Genomic DNA, 18,940 nt, shown 5'->3' on the forward strand with positions numbered 1-18,940 from the left:
GGGCTGCCTGCCGCGCATGCCTGGGGCCGGTACGGCATGAGCGCGCCCGAGTCCCTGGCGTACGAATTCTGCGCCCTCACCGACCAGGGGCGCGTGCGCTCCAACAACGAAGATGCGGTGGCCGTCGACGTGCAGGCCCAGGTCGCCGTGCTCGCGGACGGCATGGGCGGCTACAACGCCGGCGAAGTCGCCAGCCGCATGGCCACCGAACGCATCCGCGAGTGCCTCGTGCAGTGGCTGAACGGCGACGGGCGCGACGCGCCCACGGGCGAGCTGCGGCACGCGATGGAAGTCTGCGTGGATTCCGCCAACCGCGCCATCTACGAAGCATCCCACGCAAACGCGCAGTACGCCGGCATGGGCACGACCCTCGTGGTCGCCGCCTTCCGGCAGGACCGCCTCGTGCTCGGCCACATCGGCGATTCCCGCTGCTACCGCCTGCGGGATGGCGCCCTCCAGCAGATCACCCGCGACCACTCCTGGCTGCAGGAGCAGATCGATGCCGGCCTTCTCACGCCCGAGGAGGCCGCCGTCTCCGGCTTTCGCAACCTCGTCACCCGGGCCATGGGCGTGGAGCCCACCGCCGCGCTGGAGGTCAACGAATTCCAGGTGCAGCCCGACGACCTGTTCATCCTGTGCTCCGACGGGCTGACGGACATGGTGGACGACGTCGAACTGCAGTCCCTGGCCGCTTTGCACGAGCCGCTCGCGGAGCGGGCCACGCGCATGGTGGCCGCGGCCAACCAGCATGGCGGGCGCGACAACATCAGCGTGCTGCTGGTGCGCGCGGGCGACACCGAGAAGAAGCGCGGGCTGGTGTCACGATTGTTGCTAGGTTCCGCCTGAAAGCCCGGGCATGCCGGCCTTTGCCGCCCTGGGCGTGCAGACGGCAGACAGACGCACAGACGCTTAGACGCATAGACAGACAGACGAGGAACGGCTCATGCCCAAAATGATCGTGTCGATCGACGGAGTGGTCATCAAGGAAGTGGCGCTCACCAAGGAGCGCACGACGCTGGGGCGCCGGCCCTACAACGACATCGTCATCGACAATCTCGCCGTCAGCGGCGAGCACGCGGTATTGCACATGGCGGGTGATGCCGTGGAGGTCGAGGACATCGGCAGCACCAACGGCACCTATGTGAACGGCCAGCCCGTCAAGCGCCAGGCCCTGCGCAACGGCGATCTGGTCGAGGTGGGCAAGTACAAGATCCGCTTCATCCACGAAGCAGCCGGCGAGAACTACGAGAAGACCATGGTCTTCACCCCGGGCATGCAGCCCCCGCGCCCGGCGCCGCTGTCCCGCCCTGCGCCCCTCGGCACCCTGCCGGGCATCGGCTCCGCCCCTGCCGCCGTGCCGCTGAACGCGACCATCCGTGTCGCTTCCGGCGCCGCCGCCGGCCGCGAAGTGGCCCTGGTCAAAGTCGTCACCACCATCGGCAAGCCCGGCGTCGCGGTCGCCTCGATCACCAAGCGCCACCACGGTTTCGTCCTCTCCCATGTGGAAGGCGCAGACCGCCCCCGCCTCAACGGCCAGCCCATCGGCGCCGAGCCGATGCTGCTGCAGGACGGCGATCGCCTGGAACTGGCGGGGACGGAAATGGAGTTCCGGCAGCAGTGACTGGCAGGGTCCAGTTACGTTGGGTAGTCACTGCAACGCTTGCTGACAGGCTTGGGTGACAAGAATGTCACTTATACCCTATGGATGAGCGCCCGAGGCCGGAACTTTGGCCGTGCGCTTCGTGGCACGCAACCTGCTAACAAGGGGTGAGCCTGCGAAATCCTTTTGCAGGTGGACATTCCAACTTGTTCCTTCGGGAGAGATTTATGAAGCGTGCTGTTCAACAAGGTTTCACCTTGATCGAACTGATGATCGTCGTGGCGATCATCGGTATTCTGGCTGCCGTGGCCCTGCCGGCTTATCAGGACTACACGGTCCGCGCCAAGGTGTCGGAAGGTATTCTCGCTGCATCCGCTTGCCGCACCACCATTACGGAAGTCGTTCAATCGTCCACTGGGTCTCTGCCGGCGGGCAACGCTTGGGGTTGTGAGTCTGCCTCTGGCAGTGCGCCTTCCCGTTATGTGGCGAGCGTGGCTACTGATGGTAACGGTGTCGTTACTGTAACGATGCAGAATATTTCTCAATTGGGATCGAACAATACTATTACTCTGACTCCTTATGCTGGGGCCACTGGGACGACTGTTCCTACCGCTGGTACCACCATTGGTCGCTGGGTTTGTGCCGGCTCCATCGACGCTAAGTATCGCCCCGGATCGTGCCGCGGCGGCTGATAGCTCTACTTCAAAAGGAGCGACCTGCGGGTCGCTTTTTTTATGACCATTTCTAGAGAAAAAATTGGATTAATACTATTTGGTATTTTTCTAATATTGGCTTGGACGTCGTCCGATCATTATCCGCCATGGACGGCATTTCATTCCGATGCTATCGCTTTTGCAGCGATAATAATTTATATATGCGTTGCAGGTGTTGCTCCTGGAATTAGGTTGGAGGTGATTTTTCTGCTGATGATTGCAGCCGTGCCTTTGGCGCAATATTGCCTCGGAATAATTTACTTTAAGGGTGATGCATTTATTGCCTTTGGATACTTGGCCGGACTTGCATTGGCTTTTCACGCTGGTTCGCGCGTGACGGACAAAAATTCAGCTTTTGTTGCGATCAGTGTTTCTTTGGTGGTGATGGCGTTGATTTCCGGCGGCGTGGCATTGGGGCAGTGGTTAAGCATAGGGAGTGAATATATATCTATAATGCCAGTGAAGGCTGGTAGAATATATGGTAATTTTGCACAACCCAATCAGTTTGCCACAATGATGGGAGTGGCCCTCGTGATTTCTTTTGGATTGCGGGAGAAGGGGATTATAGGGGAATTTGCTTTTCTGCTATTTTTGTTATTCTCGATTTTTTGCTTAGCGTTGAGTGAGTCTAGAGCAGGAATGCTGCAGATTGCTCTAATGGTGGTTTTGCTTGCAGGATTGAAGTCCTGCAAAAAATTAACTGCATCGTGGGCTTTGGTTCTTGCCCCTTTGATGGCGTTGATTTTGTTCTTGTATGCGGCACCTTTGATCCACAAGCTTTTGCTCCTGAGTGATGGGGCTGCCCGTGACTATATATCACCCGGTGTTCGCTGGATACACTGGGAAAATGCGGTCAGAGCTATCTCTTTAAGCCCATTGGTCGGCTTTGGATGGAACCAGACCGCTGTGGCGTTGGCTCAAACCGTTAATATGGGATCTGCTACTGGCGAGTTGATCGAGCATAGTCATAATATTTTGCTCGATATATTTTTGTGGAATGGAATTCCTCTAGGTTTGGTGATAATTTTTTCGCTTGGGATTTGGGTCTTCAGTTCTTGGCGTCAGGCCGATTCAATAAGTGATTTTTTAATATTGGCCTCGTTTCTGATGGTGGGCCTGCATTCGATGCTGGAATTTCCGTTGGAGTACGCTTATGTCTTGATTCCAATGGGTTTCTTATTGGGATTGGTTTCTCGGAGTAGTGATTTTTGGGGTGCGCTGATATCTTCTCGATTGATATTTTTCGTTTACGCACTAGGGGTTGCTCTTTTTTGTATTGTTCTTAGGGACTATTACTATGCTGAAGATAGATTTAGAGATTTGCGGCTGGATAGTGCAAAAATTGGACCGCCGCCAAAATTAGATTCTGATAGACCTCTTGTGCTTCTCTCTCAGTTGGAGAATTTTTTACGGTTTTCACAAGTCCAGGCCACGCCTGAAATGAGTGCATCAGATATAAAATGGATGAGGAAGGTGTCGGAGAGGTATGGATACCCGCCCGTGCTGTTTCGTTATGCCTTGGCGGCTGGGTTGAATAATGGCTATAAAAGCGCGGAAAGTGCTTTGCAGCGAATTTGCCAGACCCAAAGCGAGACGATGTGCGAGGAAGCTAGGGTGAATTGGAGTAGCATGGAGAAAAAATATCCCGAGCTTGCTAACGTCAAATTGCCTTATCGAAGGTGAAGTCAGATTTCCCGCCAGTTTTGCTCTGGAGTCTGACTCGATTGATTGTCATAGATTTATCGGCTGCCTTGCACATGTCGTAAATTGTTAAAAGCGAGACCTGAACCGCAGTTAACGCCTCCATCTCCACTCCGGTCGGCCCCATTGTTTCTACCGTCACAGTACAGTGCACGGACGATGCCTCTGAGTCCAATTCAAAATCCACTGCCACACGCGTCAACGCCAACGGGTGACACAAAGGAATAAGATCACTCGTCTTCTTCGCCGCCTGGATGCCAGCGATGCGTGCGATTCCCAACACGTCCCCCTTGCCAGCCGTACCGGAGGCGATCAGCGCCAGCGTCTCCGGCTGCATATCGATGCGCCCGCCGGCTACGGCGACACGCCGCGTATTGGGCTTGTCGCCCACGTTCACCATGTGCGCCTGACCGCCGGCATCGAAGTGAGTGAGTTGGGACGAACGGGTGGCCATGGGGAAAACCTTTGAGAAAGTGGAGGTCAAGAGGGATGGCATCTTTGGTGCCCCGGGGCATCATACGGTCCATGCGCGCACTCCATCGCTCCGTACACGCAGGCATTCCCACGGGGAAAGCCACGCCACTTACATCGTCTGCACTCTGCTGTCTGACTGCGGCCCGTAGCGCCTTCCGTCGCTCAGCCATCGCCTGTGCCTTGGCCCTCGTCGCGGCGTCGCAATGCCTCCTGGCAACGCCCGCCCGCGCCCAGGGCGCCCTCCCCACCCTCGGCGATGGCTCCGACATGACCACCAGCGACGAGCGCCGCCTGGGCGACCGGATCATCCGCGAGCTGTACCGCGACCCGGACTACATCGACGATGCGGTGCTGAACGAATACATCCTGGGCATCTTCCTGCCCCTGGTGAAGGCGGCGCGGGAGCGGGGCGAATTGCCGCCCGAGCTGGACGAGCGCTTCGCCTGGGAGATCCTGCTGGGCCGGGACCGGACGGTGAACGCGTTCGCGCTGCCGGGCGGCTATTTCGGCGTGCATCTGGGCCTGATCGGGGTGGTGGCGACGCGGGACGAGCTGGCGTCCGTCATGGCGCACGAGCTGAGCCACGTCACGCAGCGGCACATTTCGCGGCTGATCACGCAGCAGAACCGCCAGGGGCCGCTGATGCTGGGGGCGATGGTGCTGGGCATGCTGGCGGCCGCCAAGAACCCGAATGCCGGGCAGGCGATGATGGTCGGGGGGCAGGCGCTGGCGGTGCAGAACCAGCTCAATTTCTCGCGCGACATGGAGCGCGAGGCCGACCGCGTGGGCTACGGGCTGATGGCGCCCGCGGGTTTCGCGCCGCAGGGGTTCGTGGCGATGTTCGACAAGCTGCAGCAGGCCAACCGGCTGAACGACAACGGCAGCTGGCCGTATCTGCGCAGCCACCCGCTCACCACGCAGCGGATCGCCGACATGCATGCGCGCCTGCCGCCCAGCGTGGCGAATGCGCCCGCGCCGGCGCCAACGCTGGAGCACGCGATGATGTCGGCGCGCGCTCGCGTGCTGGCCCGGCCGGGCGTGGACGTGTGGCGGCAGTGGGTGAACGAGCCGCAGACCAGCGGGTTCGCGGCGCAGCCGCTGGCCCGGCGGGTGGGCACGCTGTATGCCGCGTCGCTGAGCGCTCTGCAGCTGCAGGACACGGCGGCGGCGCGCACGGCGCAGCGCACGCTCCAGGAGGCCGTGCGGGGCGATGCCGCGGGCACGCGGCAGGCGCACCTGCTGGGGGCGGAGATCGAGCTGGCGGCGGGGCAGGCGGGGGCGGCGCTGGACCAGCTGGCCGCGTTGCCGGGCGGTGGCGTTGGTGGCGGCGGCGCCAGCCCGGGCGCAGCTCTGGCGGTGGCGGCATCCGCGGCACCAGGCTCCACGGCGCCCCAGGGTGCCGGAGGCGCAGGCGCCGGCAGCGGTGGGGCGCTGACGCTGGAGTCCACCCAGGTGGCCCGCCCCGCCGCTTCCGCGGCGGGCCCGGGTGCGGGGCGCCCGGAGATGATCCTGCGCACCCAGGCGCTGCTGCGCGAGAACCGGGTGGCGCCGATGACCGGCACGCTGCAGACCTGGGTCACGAACCATCCGCGCGATGCGTCGGTGTGGTATCTGCTGGCGGCGGCATGGCAGCAGCAGGGGCAGCCGCTGCGGGCCGTGCGCGCGGAGGCCGAGGCGCACGTGGCCCGGTACGACTATGCCGCGGCGGTGGACCGTTTCAAGGCCGGGCAGGACATGGCCCGCAAGACCGGCAGCCGCGGGGGCGACCCTGCCGAGTACATCGAGGCGTCGATCATCGAGACGCGCCTGCGCGCGACCGAATCACTTCTTAAGGAACAGGCCGCCGAGCGCTGATTCGATCAGCATGCCCAGCACGGTGTAGATGAGCGAGCCGATCAGTGCCGCGGCGAAGCCGTGCACCTGGAAGCTGCTGCCCAGCACCGAGGCGGCGGCCCAGAACATCAGCGCGTTGATGACGAAGAGGAACAGGCCCAGCGTGAGGATCGTGACGGGCAGCGTGAGCACGACCAGGATGGGCCGCAGCACCACGTTGAAGAGCCCGATCACGAAGGCCGCGATCATGGCCGAGCCGAAGCTGCGCACTTCGACACCGCTGTACAGGTAGGTGACGCACAGCAGCGCGGCGGCGCTGAGCAGCCATTTGAGGAGGAGCTTCATGGCGCAGGAGGATAGCACCGGGTGCCGGCTGCGCCGAAGGCGGACGTGTGCTCCGTGGCCGCCCGTGGCCGCCGCGGCTGCCGTTGTCGCCGCCCCCGGTGGAGTGAGGGCGGCGCCGGCAGCGGCAGGGGCGGGGGCGGGCGGATGCCAGGCCGGGCTCAGGCCTGCTCTGCCACGACCAGGAAGAGCGCGGCGAGGCTGGCGAGCGTGCCGGGCAGGGACCAGCGGCGGGGCGCCGGCTTGCGGATGACCAGGGGCGCTGCCGCCGCCGGGGCTGCGACCGACTGGGGCGCGGCGGCATCCTGCTTGGGCCGGCGGGCATCGACGATCTGCGCGGTGCCGTGCTCGGCCTGCAGTTCGGTGGCGAGATCCGGCAGCGGCCCCTTGGCCAGCACGGTCGTCACGGGGCTGCCGCCGGCGCGCAGCCAGGGCAGGACCTGCGCGAACAGCTTGTCGGCCCACTTGGCGCGCCAGTTCTCGCGCGCGCTGTGGCTCACCCACTTGCTGATGCGGTGGGTCATGCGGGGGGCGCAGGCCACCACCACCCAGTGGGTGCCGGGCGCCTCTGCGCGTGCGGCCAAGGGGGCGAGGATCTGCTGCGCGTAGGCGGCGTCGTCCACGTAGACGATGACTTTGTCCATGAAGGCTCTCCTGGCGGGTGGGTGGGGGAAACGGTGGCTGTAACGAAGTCGATTCGCTGCGGGGCGTGGAGTTCAACCGGGCGGTGCGGATCGTGGTCCGCACCGCCCGGCGGATACGTCCATCAACCGTGGTGCGCGGGGGCAGGGCGGCGCGAAGCCAGGGCCTTGCCGACGATCAGCACGAGGAGCGCGCCGGCCACGCTGGCGCCGTACTTCACGACATCGGTCTGCGGCAGCTTGAACATCCACTGCCAGCGGTCGGGGTTGGCGAAGGCCGGGTCGGTGACCAGCATGCCGCCGGCGATCCAGCCCAGCAGCATGCCGCCGGCCACGATGATGAACGGGAAGCGCTCCATCAGCTTGATGACCAGCTGGCTGCCCCAGACGATGATCGGGATCGAGATCAGCAGGCCGAGCACCACGAGCAGCAGCGAGTGGTCGCCCGCGTTCTGCGCGGCGCCGGCGATGGCGATCACGTTGTCCACGCTCATCACCAGGTCGGCGACGATGATGGTCTTGATGGCGGCGAACAGCTTGTCGCTGCCGGCCACGTCGCCGTGGCCTTCCTCGTCGGGGGCCAGCAGCTTGATGCCGATCCAGACCAGCAGGATGGCGCCGACGAACTTGAGGAACGGCAGGTTCAGCAGCGTCATCGCGAAGGCGATGAGGATGACGCGCAGGATGATGGCACCGGCGGTGCCCCAGATGATGCCCTTGGTGCGCTGCGCGGGCGGCAGCTTGCGGCAGGCCAGGGCGATCACCACCGCGTTGTCGCCACCCAGCAGGATGTCGATGATGATGATCTGCCCCAGGGCGACCCAGAACTCGGGCGATGTCAAGAATTCCATAACTTCCTCGTTGTATTGGCTTTGGCATGCCGGCCCCGTGGCGAACGGGTCCGGCGATTCACGGGCATGAAGCCCGCCAGCGGCCGTCAAGGAATGTGCGGAGGCATGTGCGCGCAGGACGGCGCCCATGCGGGGAGTGCATGGCCTTGAACGGCCCGCGGACGGGCCTTTCAAAGGTCTTGCTCGGCCGGCGGGCCGCACGGCTCCGCCAAGACCCGGAAATGCCGGAAGCGTTGCGGCTTCGTATTGACGACATGACCGAAGGTGCCGGCGGCTCGGAAAAAACCGTTGCGCCGGGACCGGGAGCTACTCCCCCTCGAAGCCCGCATTGGAACACAGGCATGGACGCCGCGGCAAGGCGGACTGCTGCGTGGCAACGTGGCGGCCATGAATGCAATGCGCACGGAATCCTCTTGCACACTGGATCTGTTGCTATGTTTATGGAAGCGTTGGTGCTAACCCGGATGGCGGGCGGGCCATGCCGCGCCGGCGCGCGGCCGGGCCGGGTGCGCGGGTAAGATCGGCCGCCTTTTTCCTGCGCGTCCATGGCCGTCCTGCACATCACCGATATCGAAGCCGCGATCAACCACTGGCGCGCCCGTGCGCCGGCGCGCGAGGGGCTGGCGCTGGCGCCCGAGCTGCAGGCGCTGGCCGAGGTGTATGCGCGCATGGCCTACGCGCGCGAAGACGAAGTGGACGAGGCCCGCCTGTCGCCCGAGGCCCTGGCCGCCTGGCTGGCCTGGTACGAGACGACGCCCGATACCCCCTGCATCGCCATCTGCTCCACCAGCCAGGGCGACGAGCAGTGCAAGGGCTGCGGCCGCAGCTTCGCGGAGGTGCAGCACTGGCTGGCGATGGGGCCGGCCGAGAAGCGCGCGGTGTGGCGCCGCATCACGATGGAGAACAGCGCGTGGCGGTTCAACCGCTATGCCGAGCGGGCCGCGGAGGGAGGGCGGCCGGATGCGCCACCCGGTACACCGGGTGACAGGCGCACCGGAAGCGCCTAAGCTGGGCCCATGCTCCGTCTGACCCAGGCCCCCAACATCGCGATCGCCACGCTCTGGGCCGATCTGCTGAGCGAGGGCGGCATGCCCGCCTCGGTGCAGCGCCAGCACCTGCTGGCCGCGGCCGGGCAGCTGCCGCCGGACCAGTGCCTGCCGGAAATCTGGCTGGAGCACCCGGAGCATGCGCCCCAGGCGCGGCGCCTTTTGCAGGCGCTGGCGGATCTTCCCCAGCGCCGCTGGCAGTGCCCGGGTTGCGGGGAGGCGGTCGAGGGCGGCTTCGAACAGTGCTGGAACTGCGGGGCGTTCATGCCCGCGGCATGAGGCGGCCGGGAGCTGCGCGGCACCCGGCGCGCGAAGGCCTGACGGCCCGCGGCCTCACTTCCAGCGGATCGGCTCCAGGTGGACGCTGCCCAGGTTGCTGCTGAGCGTGAGCGCGCCTTCCTGCACGGTGGCCTGCAGCTGCATGCTGCGCTCGGCCAGGGCGGCGAGCTGCTGCGACGCCTCGGCGGGCAGGCGCCAGACCTCCAGCTTGTCCTGGCGGGTGAGCTTGTTCTCGATGCCCTTCCACCAGACCTCGGCGGCGTGGTGGAAGCAGTACACCCGCACCGCGTCGGCCTTGGACGAGGCCTTGGCCAGCGGCTTGTCCTCCGGCTGGCCCACTTCGATCCACAGGCGCTTGCGGCCGGTGAAGTCGGTGATGGAGACGTCCGGATCGTCCGGGTCGGAGAGGCCCGCGCCGAAGGCCAGCGTGCCGTCGCCCTGGCACATGGCCTGCAGCTGCCAGGCGTTGAGCGCCAGCGCGGCGAGGCGCACCATCATGCGCTCGTCGGTCTCGCTGGGGTGGCGGGCCAGGGTGAGCGCATGGTCGGCGTAGTAGCCGTGGTCGATGTCGGCGATGGAGAGATGCGCCTTGAAGATGGTGGACTTGATGGCCATGGTCAGACCCGGCGCGCCAGCTCGGCGGCCTTGCCGATGTAGCTGCCCGGCGTCATGGCCCGCAGGCGGTCCTTGTCGGCCTGGGGAATCTCCAGGCCGTCGATCAGCGCGTGCAGCGCCTCGGCCGTCACGGTCTTGCCGCGCGTGACTTCCTTGAGCTTCTCGTAGGCGCCCTGCACGCCGTAGCGGCGCATGACGGTCTGGATGGGCTCGGCCAGCACTTCCCAGCTGGCGTCCAGGTCGGCGGCCAGGGCCTCTTCGTTCAGTTCCAGCTTGTTCAGGCCGGTCATGAGCGAGGTGTAGGCCAGGGCGGCATAGCCCATCGCCACGCCGATGTTGCGCAGCACGGTGCTGTCGGTGAGGTCGCGCTGCCAGCGGCTGACGGGCAGCTTCTCGGAGAGGTGGCGCAGCAGCGCGTTGGCCAGGCCCAGGTTGCCTTCGGCGTTCTCGAAGTCGATCGGGTTGACCTTGTGCGGCATGGTGGACGAGCCGATCTCGCCGGCCTTCAGGCGCTGCTTGAAGTAGCCCAGCGACACATAGCCCCAGATGTCGCGCGACAGATCGACCAGGATGGTGTTGGCGCGGGCGATGGCGTCGAACAGTTCGGCCATGTAGTCGTGCGGCTCGATCTGGATCGAATAGGGCTGGAAGGTGAGGCCCAGGCCCAGCGGCTCGGGCGTTTCCACGACCTTGCGGCTGAAGGCCTCCCAGTCGAAATCGGGCCATGCGGACAGGTGGGCGTTGTAGTTGCCCACGGCGCCGTTCATCTTGCCCAGCATCTTCACGGTGGCGATGCGATCGACCGCGCCCTGCAGGCGCACGACCACGTTGGCCAGTTCCTTGCCCACGGTGGTGGGGCTGGCGGTCTGGCCGTGCGTGCGGCTCAGCATGGGCACGTCGGCGTAGGTATGGGCCATCTCGCGCAGCTTGAGGACGATGCGGTCCAGGCCGGGCAGGATCACCTGGTCGCGGCCGGAGCGCAGCTGCAGGGCATGGCTGGTGTTGTTGATGTCCTCGCTGGTGCAGGCGAAGTGCACGAATTCGGCGGCCTTCTGCAGCTCGGGGCGGGCCTCGAATTTGGACTTGATCCAGTATTCGACCGCCTTCACGTCGTGGTTGGTGGTCTTCTCGATCTCCTTGATGGCGGCGGAGTCGGTTTCGGAGAAGTTCTTCACCAGTCCCAGCAGGTAGGCGCGGGCGCCGGTGGTGAGCGGCTTGAACTCGTCGAACCCTGCGTCGGAGAGCGCGATGAACCAGGCCACCTCGACCTGCACGCGCCGGTGCATGTAGCCGTGCTCGCTCATGATCGGGCGCAGGGCGGAGAGTTTGGCGGCGTAGCGGCCGTCGAGCGGGGAGAGGGCGGTGATGGTGGGCAGGCTCATGGGCCGGGATTGTAGGTGCCGACCGTGGCGCGGGCGCAGCACCTCGCTGCGGTCGAGACTGCGCGACGGCGGCAGGGCCCCTAGAATCGGCGGCCGCCCGTTCTCTCTTCTCCTGCCCGTGCCTGCACGGAACCACACCATGAAACTCATCGGATCCTCTGCCAGCCCCTATGTGCGCAAGGTGCGCATCGTGATGGCCGAGAAGAAGCTGGACTACCGCTTCATCGAGGAAAACGTCTGGGCCGACGACACCACGATCGCCACGTCCAACCCGCTCGGCAAGGTGCCGTGCCTCGTCATGGAAGGCGGCGAGGCGGTGTTCGATTCGCGCGTCATCGTCGAATACCTGGATACGCTGTCGCCCGTGGGCCGGCTCATTCCCACGCAGGGCCGCGAGCGCGCCGAGGTGAAGACCTGGGAGGCGCTGGCCGACGGCGTGATGGACGCCGGCGTGCTGGCCCGCCTGGAGGCCACGTGGAAGGGCCGGCAGGAAGGGGAGCGCAGCCAGGCCTGGATCGACCGCCAGCTCGGGAAAGTGGAGGCCGGCCTGAAGGCGATGGCGCAGGGCCTGGGGGAGAAGCCGTATTGCAGCGGCATCCACCTGAGCCTCTCCGACGTGGCGGTGGGCTGCGCACTCGGCTGGATCGAGTTCCGCTTTCCGGAGATCGCGTGGCGTGCGGAGCATCCGCATCTGGGCCGGCTGCTGGACAAGCTGATGCAGCGCCCGAGCTTCGCGGAGACGCAGCCCCGCTGACGCCCGATGTGGGGGCGCGAGGCGCCCCAGATAAGCCGAAAGCGCGCAGCCTTGCGGTTGCGCGCTTTTCTTTTGCCCGGCCGGGGCGGAATAAAAAAAGTTGCGAAGCGTCCCGAAACGAATTAGAGAGGGAGGGAGGAGAAGCGCTTCAGGATTTCAGTCGGACGGGTCCGAAAGGCTTCGCAACGAGAAACTGGAACTCAACTATGAAGAGCAAGCAAAGTCAACTTTAACGTGCCCACGGGGCATAGAGTAGTGCCAATCCGGCGAAGTTCCACCCTTTCGGGGCCCAAAAAACCCAAAAAATGTAACGCTTTCCGCAGAGAGGAATATGAAACGTGAAAACGTTGCAAATTAGCGAAAAATGGCGAGCTGTTTTTCGATCGCCTGCGTGATTCGAGGATCGTCCGGCGCGACGGAACTGGCGAAACTGCCCACCACCTTCCCCTGCCGGTCCAGAAGGTACTTGTGGAAGTTCCACCGGGGCACATCCCCTGCCTGGGCGGCCAGTTCCCGATAGAACGCCGACGCCTCCGCCCCCTTCACGCTGCTCTTGGCGAACATGGGAAACCGCACGCCGAAGGTGTTGCTGCAGAAATCGGCGATTTGCGCATTGCTGCCGGTTTCCTGCGAGAAGTCGTTGGAGGGAAAGCCCAGCACCGAGAAGCCCCGTGCCTGGTAGCGGGCGTGGAGCGCCTCCAGTGCCTGGTACTGGTTCGTGAACCCGCAGTAACTCGCGGTGTTGACGACCAGCAGCACCTGCCCTGCGTATTGGCAGAGCGGCTGGGGGGCTTCGTCCTGCAGCCGCTCCATGGTGTGGCGCAGCACGGCGGGGCAGGTGCCGGGCGCAGCGGCGGAGGCAGACGCGCGCGGCGGGGCGGGCGGGGCGGTCTGTGCCAGGGCCGGCAGGACGCCGGAAGCGGCCAGGGCCATCGCCAGGATCAGCGGCAGGGGAAGGCGGGTCATGCGAGGTCTCCGGAGCGGCAGTGCATGGCCGCCACGGTAGCGGAGGCGGCGCGCGGAGACAAGGGCCACCGCCCGCAGGGCCCGTCGGCGGGCACCGGCTCAGACCAGGGCGAGCATGCGCGAGAGCGGCAGCTGCACGCGCACGTCGCGCAGGGCGACCGCGCCGGTGATCTTCCAGGCCGGCTGGGCGGTGTCGCGTGGGATCGGCTCGCCCGTCGGCATGCCGCTGCGGTTGAGCACCACGGCCACGCGCGGGGTGGTGGCGCTGGCGCCGCGGCGCAGTACCACGGCCACCTCCTGGGTGGCGAGCCGCACGAAGGCGCCGGGGGGATAGACGCCCAGCGCCTTGACCAGGGCAGAGCCGGCCTCGTCCACCTGGTGGGCTTCGTCGTAGTAGGTGGCCTGCATGGCTGCGGTCACGGGCATGGGCGCCCGCGAAGCGCGCGGTGCGAGGCGCGCGGCGAAGATGTCGGCGCGCTGGATCAGGCGGGCCATCTGCTGCGCTTCGGACTTGGCGGACATCGGGCCGGGGGCCCGCTGGTGGTGGCAGCGCACCGCCTCCAGCCAGACCGGATCGCCCACGCCCAGCTGCCGCAGCAGGGCTTCGGAGCGCGCGGAATGGCTTTCGATCTCGGCCAGTTGCTGGGCGGTGAGCGGCTGGGTCTGCACGGCCAGTTGGTCCTGCAGCGTGGTCATGGCGATGTTCATCGACAGCGCGGCACGGCCGATCCGCAGGACGCGGGATTGCGGCCAGCGCAGGTGTTCGGCGGTCACGATCATGCAGGCGCAGGCCACGAGCATGGCGTGCGTGCCGCTGTACTGCTGGGTCTCCTGGCCGGAGAGGTAGATGAGCGCGAGCAGCGTGGCGTCCGGCGTGGCGCTGCAGTGGCGTGCCAGTTCGCCGTGCAGCGCGTCGAAGCGCTCGCCGAATTCGGCGGCCGGCGGCGGCGAGCGCAGCAGCTGGGTGGCGCGCAATTGCAGCTCGGGCCAGTCGGGCGGGCCGTTCGCCGCCACGCGCTCGCGGCCGGAAGCGCCGCCGGCGGAGATCTTCATGGCGGCGATCTGGCCCAGCGAGGTGTCCGTGAGGAGCATCTTCTGCAGCTGGGCCAGGTAGGCGCGGTGGCTGTCGCCGGATTCGGCGGTGTCCACGCAGAGGCTGAGGCCGCGCGCCACCATGAGATTGAGTTCGTCGCGGTTGCGGATCACGTACCCCCGCTGCGCGAGCAGCACGCCGCTGGCGCCGCGCAGCACGAAGGGCAGCGGCTGCCCCAGCGGGATCGTGTCGATGTTCAGCGCAACAAGGTTCATGGCGGGTCGCCCATTATCGGGGCACGGGCGGGGCGTGAAAGCCGCGGCAACCCCGGGAATCCCCGGCTGTTGGCCGGTTCCGGGCGCCCCGCCTTACCGGGGCAGCGGGGTGCCGTCCGCCGGCCGCTGCCGCAGCACCCGCCGCCGGAACCACTGCGCGAAGTCGTCCACGTAGGTGAAGACGGCCGGCACCACCAGCAGGCTCAGCACGGTGGAGGTGAGCAGGCCGCCGATCACGGCCACCGCCATCGGCGAGCGGAAGCTCATGTCCGCGCCGCCCCAGGCCATGGCGATGGGCAGCATGCCCGCGCCCATGGCGAGCGTGGTCATGATGATGGGCCGGGCCCGCTTGTGGCAGGCGTCCAGCAGGGCGTCCCAGCGGCTCATGCCCTGGTCGCGCCGCGCGACGATGGCGTATTCCACCAGCAGGATGGAGTTCTTCGTGGCGATGCCCATGAGCATGATGAGACCGATGAGCGAGGGCATGGAAAAGCTCTTGCCCGCGATCAGCAGCCCGACGAAGGCGCCGCCCAGCGACAGCGGCAGCGCCATCAGGATGGTGACCGGCTGCAGGAAATCCTTGAACAGCAGCACCAGCACGAGGTAGATGCAGACCACGCCCGTGAGCATGGCGAGGCCGAAGCTCGCGAACAGCTCGCCCATCATCTCGGCGTCGCCCACGTCGATCAGGCGCACGCTGGCCGGCATCTGGCGCACCGAGGGCAGTTGCCGCACGGCCTCGGTGACCTCGCCCAGGCCGCGCGTGCCCAGCTCGACCTCGAAGTTGACGTTGCGCGCGCGGTCGTAGCGGTTGATGACGGCGGGGCCGCTGCCCACCTCCAGGCGCGCCACCTCGCCGAGCCGCACGGGGCCGCGCGCGCCGGGCACGGCGAGGCGTTCCAGCACCGAGAGGTCCTCGCGGGCGGCGTCGTCCAGCCGCACCACGATCGGCACCTGGCGCTGCGGCAGGTTGAGCTTGGGCAGGTTCTGGTCGTAGTCGCCCACGGTGGCCACGCGCAGGGTTTCGGCGATGGCGCTGCTGGTGACGCCCAGGTCGGCGGCGCGCGCGAAGTCGGGCCGCACCACGATCTCGGGGCGTACCAGGCTGGCGCTGGAGCCGATGTTGCCGACGCCGGGAATGGTGCGCAGGTCGCGCTCCACGGCGCGCGCCGTGTCGGCCAGGGCCTGCGGGTCTTCGCTGGCCAGGGCCAGCACGTACTTGTCGTTGGAGCCGCCCAGGCCGATCTTCACGCGCACGCCGGGCAGGTCTTCCATCGCCAGGCGCAGCTGCTGCTCGATCTCCTGCTTGAGCGGCCGCTCGCCGCGCGCCACGAAGCGCAATGTCAGGGTGGCCTTGCGCGGATCGCCCACGCTCGATCCGCCGGCCATCGGGTCGGCGCCCGCCGAACCGCCGCCGATGGCGGTGTAGATGCTGCGCACGTGGCCCACCTTCTGCACGCGCTCCGTGGCCAGGGCCACGGCGGCGCGGGTTTCGGCGAGACGGGTGCCGGGCGGAAGCTCCAGGTTGACCTGGGTCTGGGCGTTGTCGTCCGGCGGGATGAAGCCCGAGGGCAGCAGCGGGATGAGCGCGATCGAGGCCACGAAGAACAGCAGCGCGCCGATCACCGTGAGCACGCGGTGGCGCAGCGCCCAGGCCGAGGCGCGCATGTAGCCGGAGAGCCAGCGCGGCTCCTTCTCTTCGCCGGAGAGGGGCTTGAGGATGTAGGCCGCCATCATCGGCGTGAGCAGCCGCGCCACCACGAGCGAGGCGAACACGGCGAGCGCGGCCGTCCAGCCGAACTGCTTGAAGAAGCGCCCGGGGATACCGCTCATGAAGGCCGTGGGCAGGAACACGGCGATCAGGGTGAAGGTGGTGGCGATCACCGCCAGGCCGATCTCGTCGGCCGCCTCCATCGCCGCCTGGTAGGGCGACTTGCCCATGCGCAGGTGGCGCACGATGTTCTCGACCTCGACGATCGCGTCGTCCACCAGGATGCCGACGACGAGCGAGAGCGCCAGCAGCGTGATGATGTTGATGGAGAAGCCGAGGAAGTGCATGCCGATGAAGGCGGGCAGCACGGACAGCGGCAGCGCCACGGCCGAGACGATGGTGGCGCGCCAGTTGCGCAGGAAGAGCCACACCACCACCACGGCGAGGATGGCGCCCTCGTACAGCAGGTGCATGGAGCTGTCGTACTCGTCGCTCGCGATCTCCACGAAGTCGACGGTGCGGGTGAGGTGCACGTCGGGGTGCTCGGCCACCAGCTGGTCGAGCGCCCGCTGCACGCCCGCGCCCACTTCCACCTCGCTGGCGCCGCGGCTGCGCGAGACCTCGAAGCCGATCACCGGCTTGCCGTCCAGCAGGGCGCCGGTGCGCGGCTCGGCGACGGTGTCGGTGACGGTGGCGATGCGGTCCAGGCGCACGCGCCCGCCGCCCGACAGCGGGATCTCCAGCGCGGCGACTTCCTGCGCGGTGCGCACCGTGGCGATGGTGCGCACGGGCTGCTCGGCGCCGCCGAGTTCGGCGCGGCCGCCCGCGCTCTCGGTCTGCACCAGGCGCAGCTGGCGGGAGACGTCGGCCGCGGTCGCGCCCAGCGCCTGCAGGCGCAGCGGGTCGATGGCCACGCGCACTTCGCGCTGCACGCCGCCCACGCGGCCCACCGCGCCCACGCCCGGCACGGCCAGCAGGCGGCGGGTGAGCGTGTCGTCGACGAACCAGGACAGCGCCTGGTCGTCCATGCGATCGGACGCGATGGCGAACGCGAGGATCGGCTGCGAGGAGAGTTCGAGCTTGGTGACGATCGGGTCGCGCAGGTCGGCCGGCATGTCGGCCCGCACGCGCGAGACGGCCGAGCGCACGTCGTCCACGGCCTCCTGCACGGGCTTTTCCAGGCGGTATTCGGCCGCGATGGTGGCCGTGCCGTCCACGATGGTCGTGGTGATGTGCTTGAGGCCCTGCGTGGTGGCGATCGCGTTTTCGATCTTGCGCGCCACGTCGGTCTCGAGCTGCCCGGGCGCCGCGCCGGGCAGCGCGGCGGTGACCATCACGACCGGCAGGTCCATGTCGGGGAAGTTCTGCACCTTCATCGCGCGGAACGACAGCAGGCCCGCGAAGGTGAGCAGCACGAACAGCATCGCGGCCGGGATGGGATTGCGGATGGACCAGGCGGAAAGGTTCATGGCGGCGGGGTGCAGGACGCTGGCGGGGGGACGGAGGTCGGCAGGCGGGGTGCCCCGTTACCGGGCGGCGCTGGCGCTGGGGGCGGCCGGGGCGGTGGCGGCGGCGGGCCGGGAAGGGGCGGCTTCCACGCGCACGGTGTCGCCGTCGTTCAGGAAGGCGCCGCCGCGCTCGACGACCGTGGCGCGCTCGGGCAGCCCCGAGACGATCTCGACCCGCTCGCCCGTGCGCTGGCCGGTCTTCACCTGGCGCATCGCCACGCGGCCGCCCTCGCCGACCTCGAACACGGCGGTGAAGCCGTCGCGCACCACCACGGCCGACTGCGGCACGGTGAGCGTGTCGCGCTGCGCGAGCAGGAATTCGCCGCGCGCGAACATGCCGGCGCGGATGTCCGGGTGCGCGGGCAGGTCCACGTAAATGAGGGCGTTGCGCGTCTGCGCATCCACCGTGGGGGCGACCACGCGCACGGTGCCTTCCACCTCGGCCCCGCTCGCCGCGGTGACGCGCGCGCGCATGCCGGGCCGCACGCGCGGCAGCTCGCTGGAGGTGATTTCCGCGCGCCATTCGAGCCGGCCCTTGCGCACCATGCGGAACAGCTCGGTGCCGGCGCCTACCACCGCGCCCACGGTGGCGGTGCGCGAGGAGATGACGCCACTGTCGGGCGCCAGCACCTGGGTGTGCTTCAGGCGCAGCTGCTGCGCGGAGAGGGCGGCCTGCGCCGCCTCCACGCGCGCGGCGGCGGTCTCGCTGGCGGTGGAGTATTGCTGGATCTGCTGCTGGCTCAAGGCGCCGGAGGCCTGCAGCGTGCGGGCGCGCTCGGCATTGGCCGCGGCCTCGGCGGCGCTCGCGCGCGCCTCCAGCAGGCTGGCGCGGCCCTGTGCCAGCTCGGCCTGCACGGTGTCGGCGGAGAAGACGGCGAGCACCTGGCCCGCACGCACCGTGTCGCCGACGTTCACGCGCACCTCGGTCAGCCGCAGGCCGTTGCTCTCGGTGCCGATGCTCGCTTCCTGCCACGCGGCGACGTTGCCGTTGGCCGGCAGCCGCGCGGCGAGCGATTCGCGCCGGGGCGTGGTGGTGGTCACGGTGAGCGCCGGCCGGGGCGCCGCCGCCGCGGCATCCTTGCCCTTGGCGCCTTCGGCATGGGAGGCGCCGGGCGTGGCCAGCACGAGGGCGCCGCCGGTGACCGCGGCGAGGCAGGCGGCCGACAGGGCCAGCAGGGAGGGGCGTGAACGCAGTCGCAGCATGGAAAGGAGTCCG

18 protein-coding genes are annotated in these 18,940 nt (G+C 67.2%); 8 read left to right on the plus strand and 10 right to left on the minus strand.

The genetic code is table 11. The annotated features are described in order from the left end of the window. Positions 1–36: 36 nt before the first annotated feature. From Q9R47_RS03405 to Q9R47_RS03420, 4 genes are all read left to right on the plus strand, one after another. Positions 37–846, plus strand: coding sequence for a Stp1/IreP family PP2C-type Ser/Thr phosphatase (locus Q9R47_RS03405; protein WP_311231789.1), 810 nt, complete (start codon positions 37–39; stop codon positions 844–846). A 97-nt stretch (positions 847–943) separates the two neighbouring features. Beyond that, positions 944–1,621 carry an FHA domain-containing protein gene (locus tag Q9R47_RS03410; RefSeq protein ID WP_311231790.1) on the plus strand — a complete coding sequence of 226 codons (678 nt, stop codon included), beginning with the start codon at positions 944–946 and terminating at the stop codon, positions 1,619–1,621. A 206-nt stretch (positions 1,622–1,827) separates the two neighbouring features. Continuing rightward, entirely contained in the window at positions 1,828–2,292 is a 465-nt protein-coding gene (locus Q9R47_RS03415; protein WP_311231791.1) for a pilin, read from the plus strand. Positions 2,293–2,334: 42 nt separating this feature from the next. Then, positions 2,335–3,996, plus strand: a complete 1,662-nt coding sequence (locus Q9R47_RS03420; RefSeq protein WP_311231792.1) for a Wzy polymerase domain-containing protein — start codon at positions 2,335–2,337, stop codon at positions 3,994–3,996. Here Q9R47_RS03420 and moaC read toward each other — a convergent pair. Further along, on the minus strand, positions 3,974–4,468 hold the full coding sequence (gene moaC, locus Q9R47_RS03425; RefSeq protein ID WP_311231793.1) for a cyclic pyranopterin monophosphate synthase MoaC: 495 nt from the start codon (positions 4,466–4,468) through the stop codon (positions 3,974–3,976). The genes Q9R47_RS03420 and moaC overlap by 23 nt on opposite strands. Before the next feature lie 287 nt (positions 4,469–4,755). On the opposite strand from moaC, the gene Q9R47_RS03430 reads away from it, so the two are divergent. Further along, positions 4,756–6,342, plus strand: coding sequence for a M48 family metalloprotease (locus tag Q9R47_RS03430; protein ID WP_311231794.1), 1,587 nt, complete (start codon positions 4,756–4,758; stop codon positions 6,340–6,342). On the opposite strand, the gene Q9R47_RS03435 is transcribed toward Q9R47_RS03430, so the two are convergent. From Q9R47_RS03435 to Q9R47_RS03445, 3 genes are all read right to left on the minus strand, one after another. Next, a complete protein-coding gene (locus Q9R47_RS03435; RefSeq protein WP_311231795.1) occupies positions 6,310–6,666 on the minus strand; it encodes a phage holin family protein in 357 nt (118 codons plus the stop codon). The genes Q9R47_RS03430 and Q9R47_RS03435 overlap by 33 nt on opposite strands. A 158-nt stretch (positions 6,667–6,824) precedes the next feature. After that, positions 6,825–7,307, minus strand: coding sequence for a hypothetical protein (locus Q9R47_RS03440; protein WP_311231796.1), 483 nt, complete (start codon positions 7,305–7,307; stop codon positions 6,825–6,827). Between the two features lie 122 nt (positions 7,308–7,429). Next, entirely contained in the window at positions 7,430–8,155 is a 726-nt protein-coding gene (locus Q9R47_RS03445; RefSeq protein WP_311231797.1) for a TerC family protein, read from the minus strand. A 545-nt stretch (positions 8,156–8,700) separates the two neighbouring features. Here Q9R47_RS03445 and Q9R47_RS03450 point away from each other — a divergent pair. Together Q9R47_RS03450 and Q9R47_RS03455 are read left to right on the plus strand one after the other, a co-directional pair. Next, the gene (locus Q9R47_RS03450) at positions 8,701–9,162 is read left to right on the plus strand and encodes a DUF3717 domain-containing protein (RefSeq protein WP_311231798.1); all 462 of its coding nucleotides are present in this window, start codon (positions 8,701–8,703) and stop codon (positions 9,160–9,162) included. Between the two features lie 9 nt (positions 9,163–9,171). After that, positions 9,172–9,480: a DUF2007 domain-containing protein gene (locus Q9R47_RS03455; RefSeq protein WP_311231799.1), complete on the plus strand. Its 309-nt coding sequence runs from the start codon at positions 9,172–9,174 to the stop codon at positions 9,478–9,480. Between the two features lie 54 nt (positions 9,481–9,534). On the opposite strand, the gene Q9R47_RS03460 is transcribed toward Q9R47_RS03455, so the two are convergent. Both Q9R47_RS03460 and purB read right to left on the minus strand, forming a co-directional pair. Then, positions 9,535–10,095 (minus strand): YaeQ family protein, encoded by a 561-nt coding sequence (locus tag Q9R47_RS03460; protein WP_311231800.1) that lies wholly within the window; start codon positions 10,093–10,095, stop codon positions 9,535–9,537. 2 nt (positions 10,096–10,097) lie between these two features. Next, positions 10,098–11,477 carry an adenylosuccinate lyase gene (gene purB / locus Q9R47_RS03465; protein WP_311231801.1) on the minus strand — a complete coding sequence of 460 codons (1,380 nt, stop codon included), beginning with the start codon at positions 11,475–11,477 and terminating at the stop codon, positions 10,098–10,100. 139 nt (positions 11,478–11,616) lie between these two features. Between purB and Q9R47_RS03470 the strand changes: the two genes are divergently transcribed. Further along, positions 11,617–12,231 carry a glutathione S-transferase N-terminal domain-containing protein gene (locus Q9R47_RS03470; RefSeq protein ID WP_311231802.1) on the plus strand — a complete coding sequence of 205 codons (615 nt, stop codon included), beginning with the start codon at positions 11,617–11,619 and terminating at the stop codon, positions 12,229–12,231. 354 nt (positions 12,232–12,585) lie between these two features. On the opposite strand, the gene Q9R47_RS03475 is transcribed toward Q9R47_RS03470, so the two are convergent. The 4 genes from Q9R47_RS03475 to Q9R47_RS03490 all read right to left on the minus strand — a co-directional run bounded on the left by Q9R47_RS03475 (position 12,586) and on the right by Q9R47_RS03490 (position 18,927). Then, on the minus strand, positions 12,586–13,197 hold the full coding sequence (locus tag Q9R47_RS03475) for a glutathione peroxidase (protein WP_311231803.1): 612 nt from the start codon (positions 13,195–13,197) through the stop codon (positions 12,586–12,588). Positions 13,198–13,296: 99 nt separating this feature from the next. After that, positions 13,297–14,505 carry a phosphohydrolase gene (locus Q9R47_RS03480; protein WP_311231804.1) on the minus strand — a complete coding sequence of 403 codons (1,209 nt, stop codon included), beginning with the start codon at positions 14,503–14,505 and terminating at the stop codon, positions 13,297–13,299. Between the two features lie 93 nt (positions 14,506–14,598). Beyond that, positions 14,599–17,685, minus strand: a complete 3,087-nt coding sequence (locus Q9R47_RS03485; RefSeq protein WP_311231805.1) for an efflux RND transporter permease subunit — start codon at positions 17,683–17,685, stop codon at positions 14,599–14,601. Positions 17,686–17,742: 57 nt separating this feature from the next. After that, entirely contained in the window at positions 17,743–18,927 is a 1,185-nt protein-coding gene (locus Q9R47_RS03490) for an efflux RND transporter periplasmic adaptor subunit (protein WP_311231806.1), read from the minus strand. Between the last annotated feature and the right edge of the window lie 13 nt (positions 18,928–18,940).

The organism is Acidovorax sp. PRC11, assembly GCF_031844105.1.
GTDB lineage: Bacteria > Pseudomonadota > Gammaproteobacteria > Burkholderiales > Burkholderiaceae_C > Paracidovorax.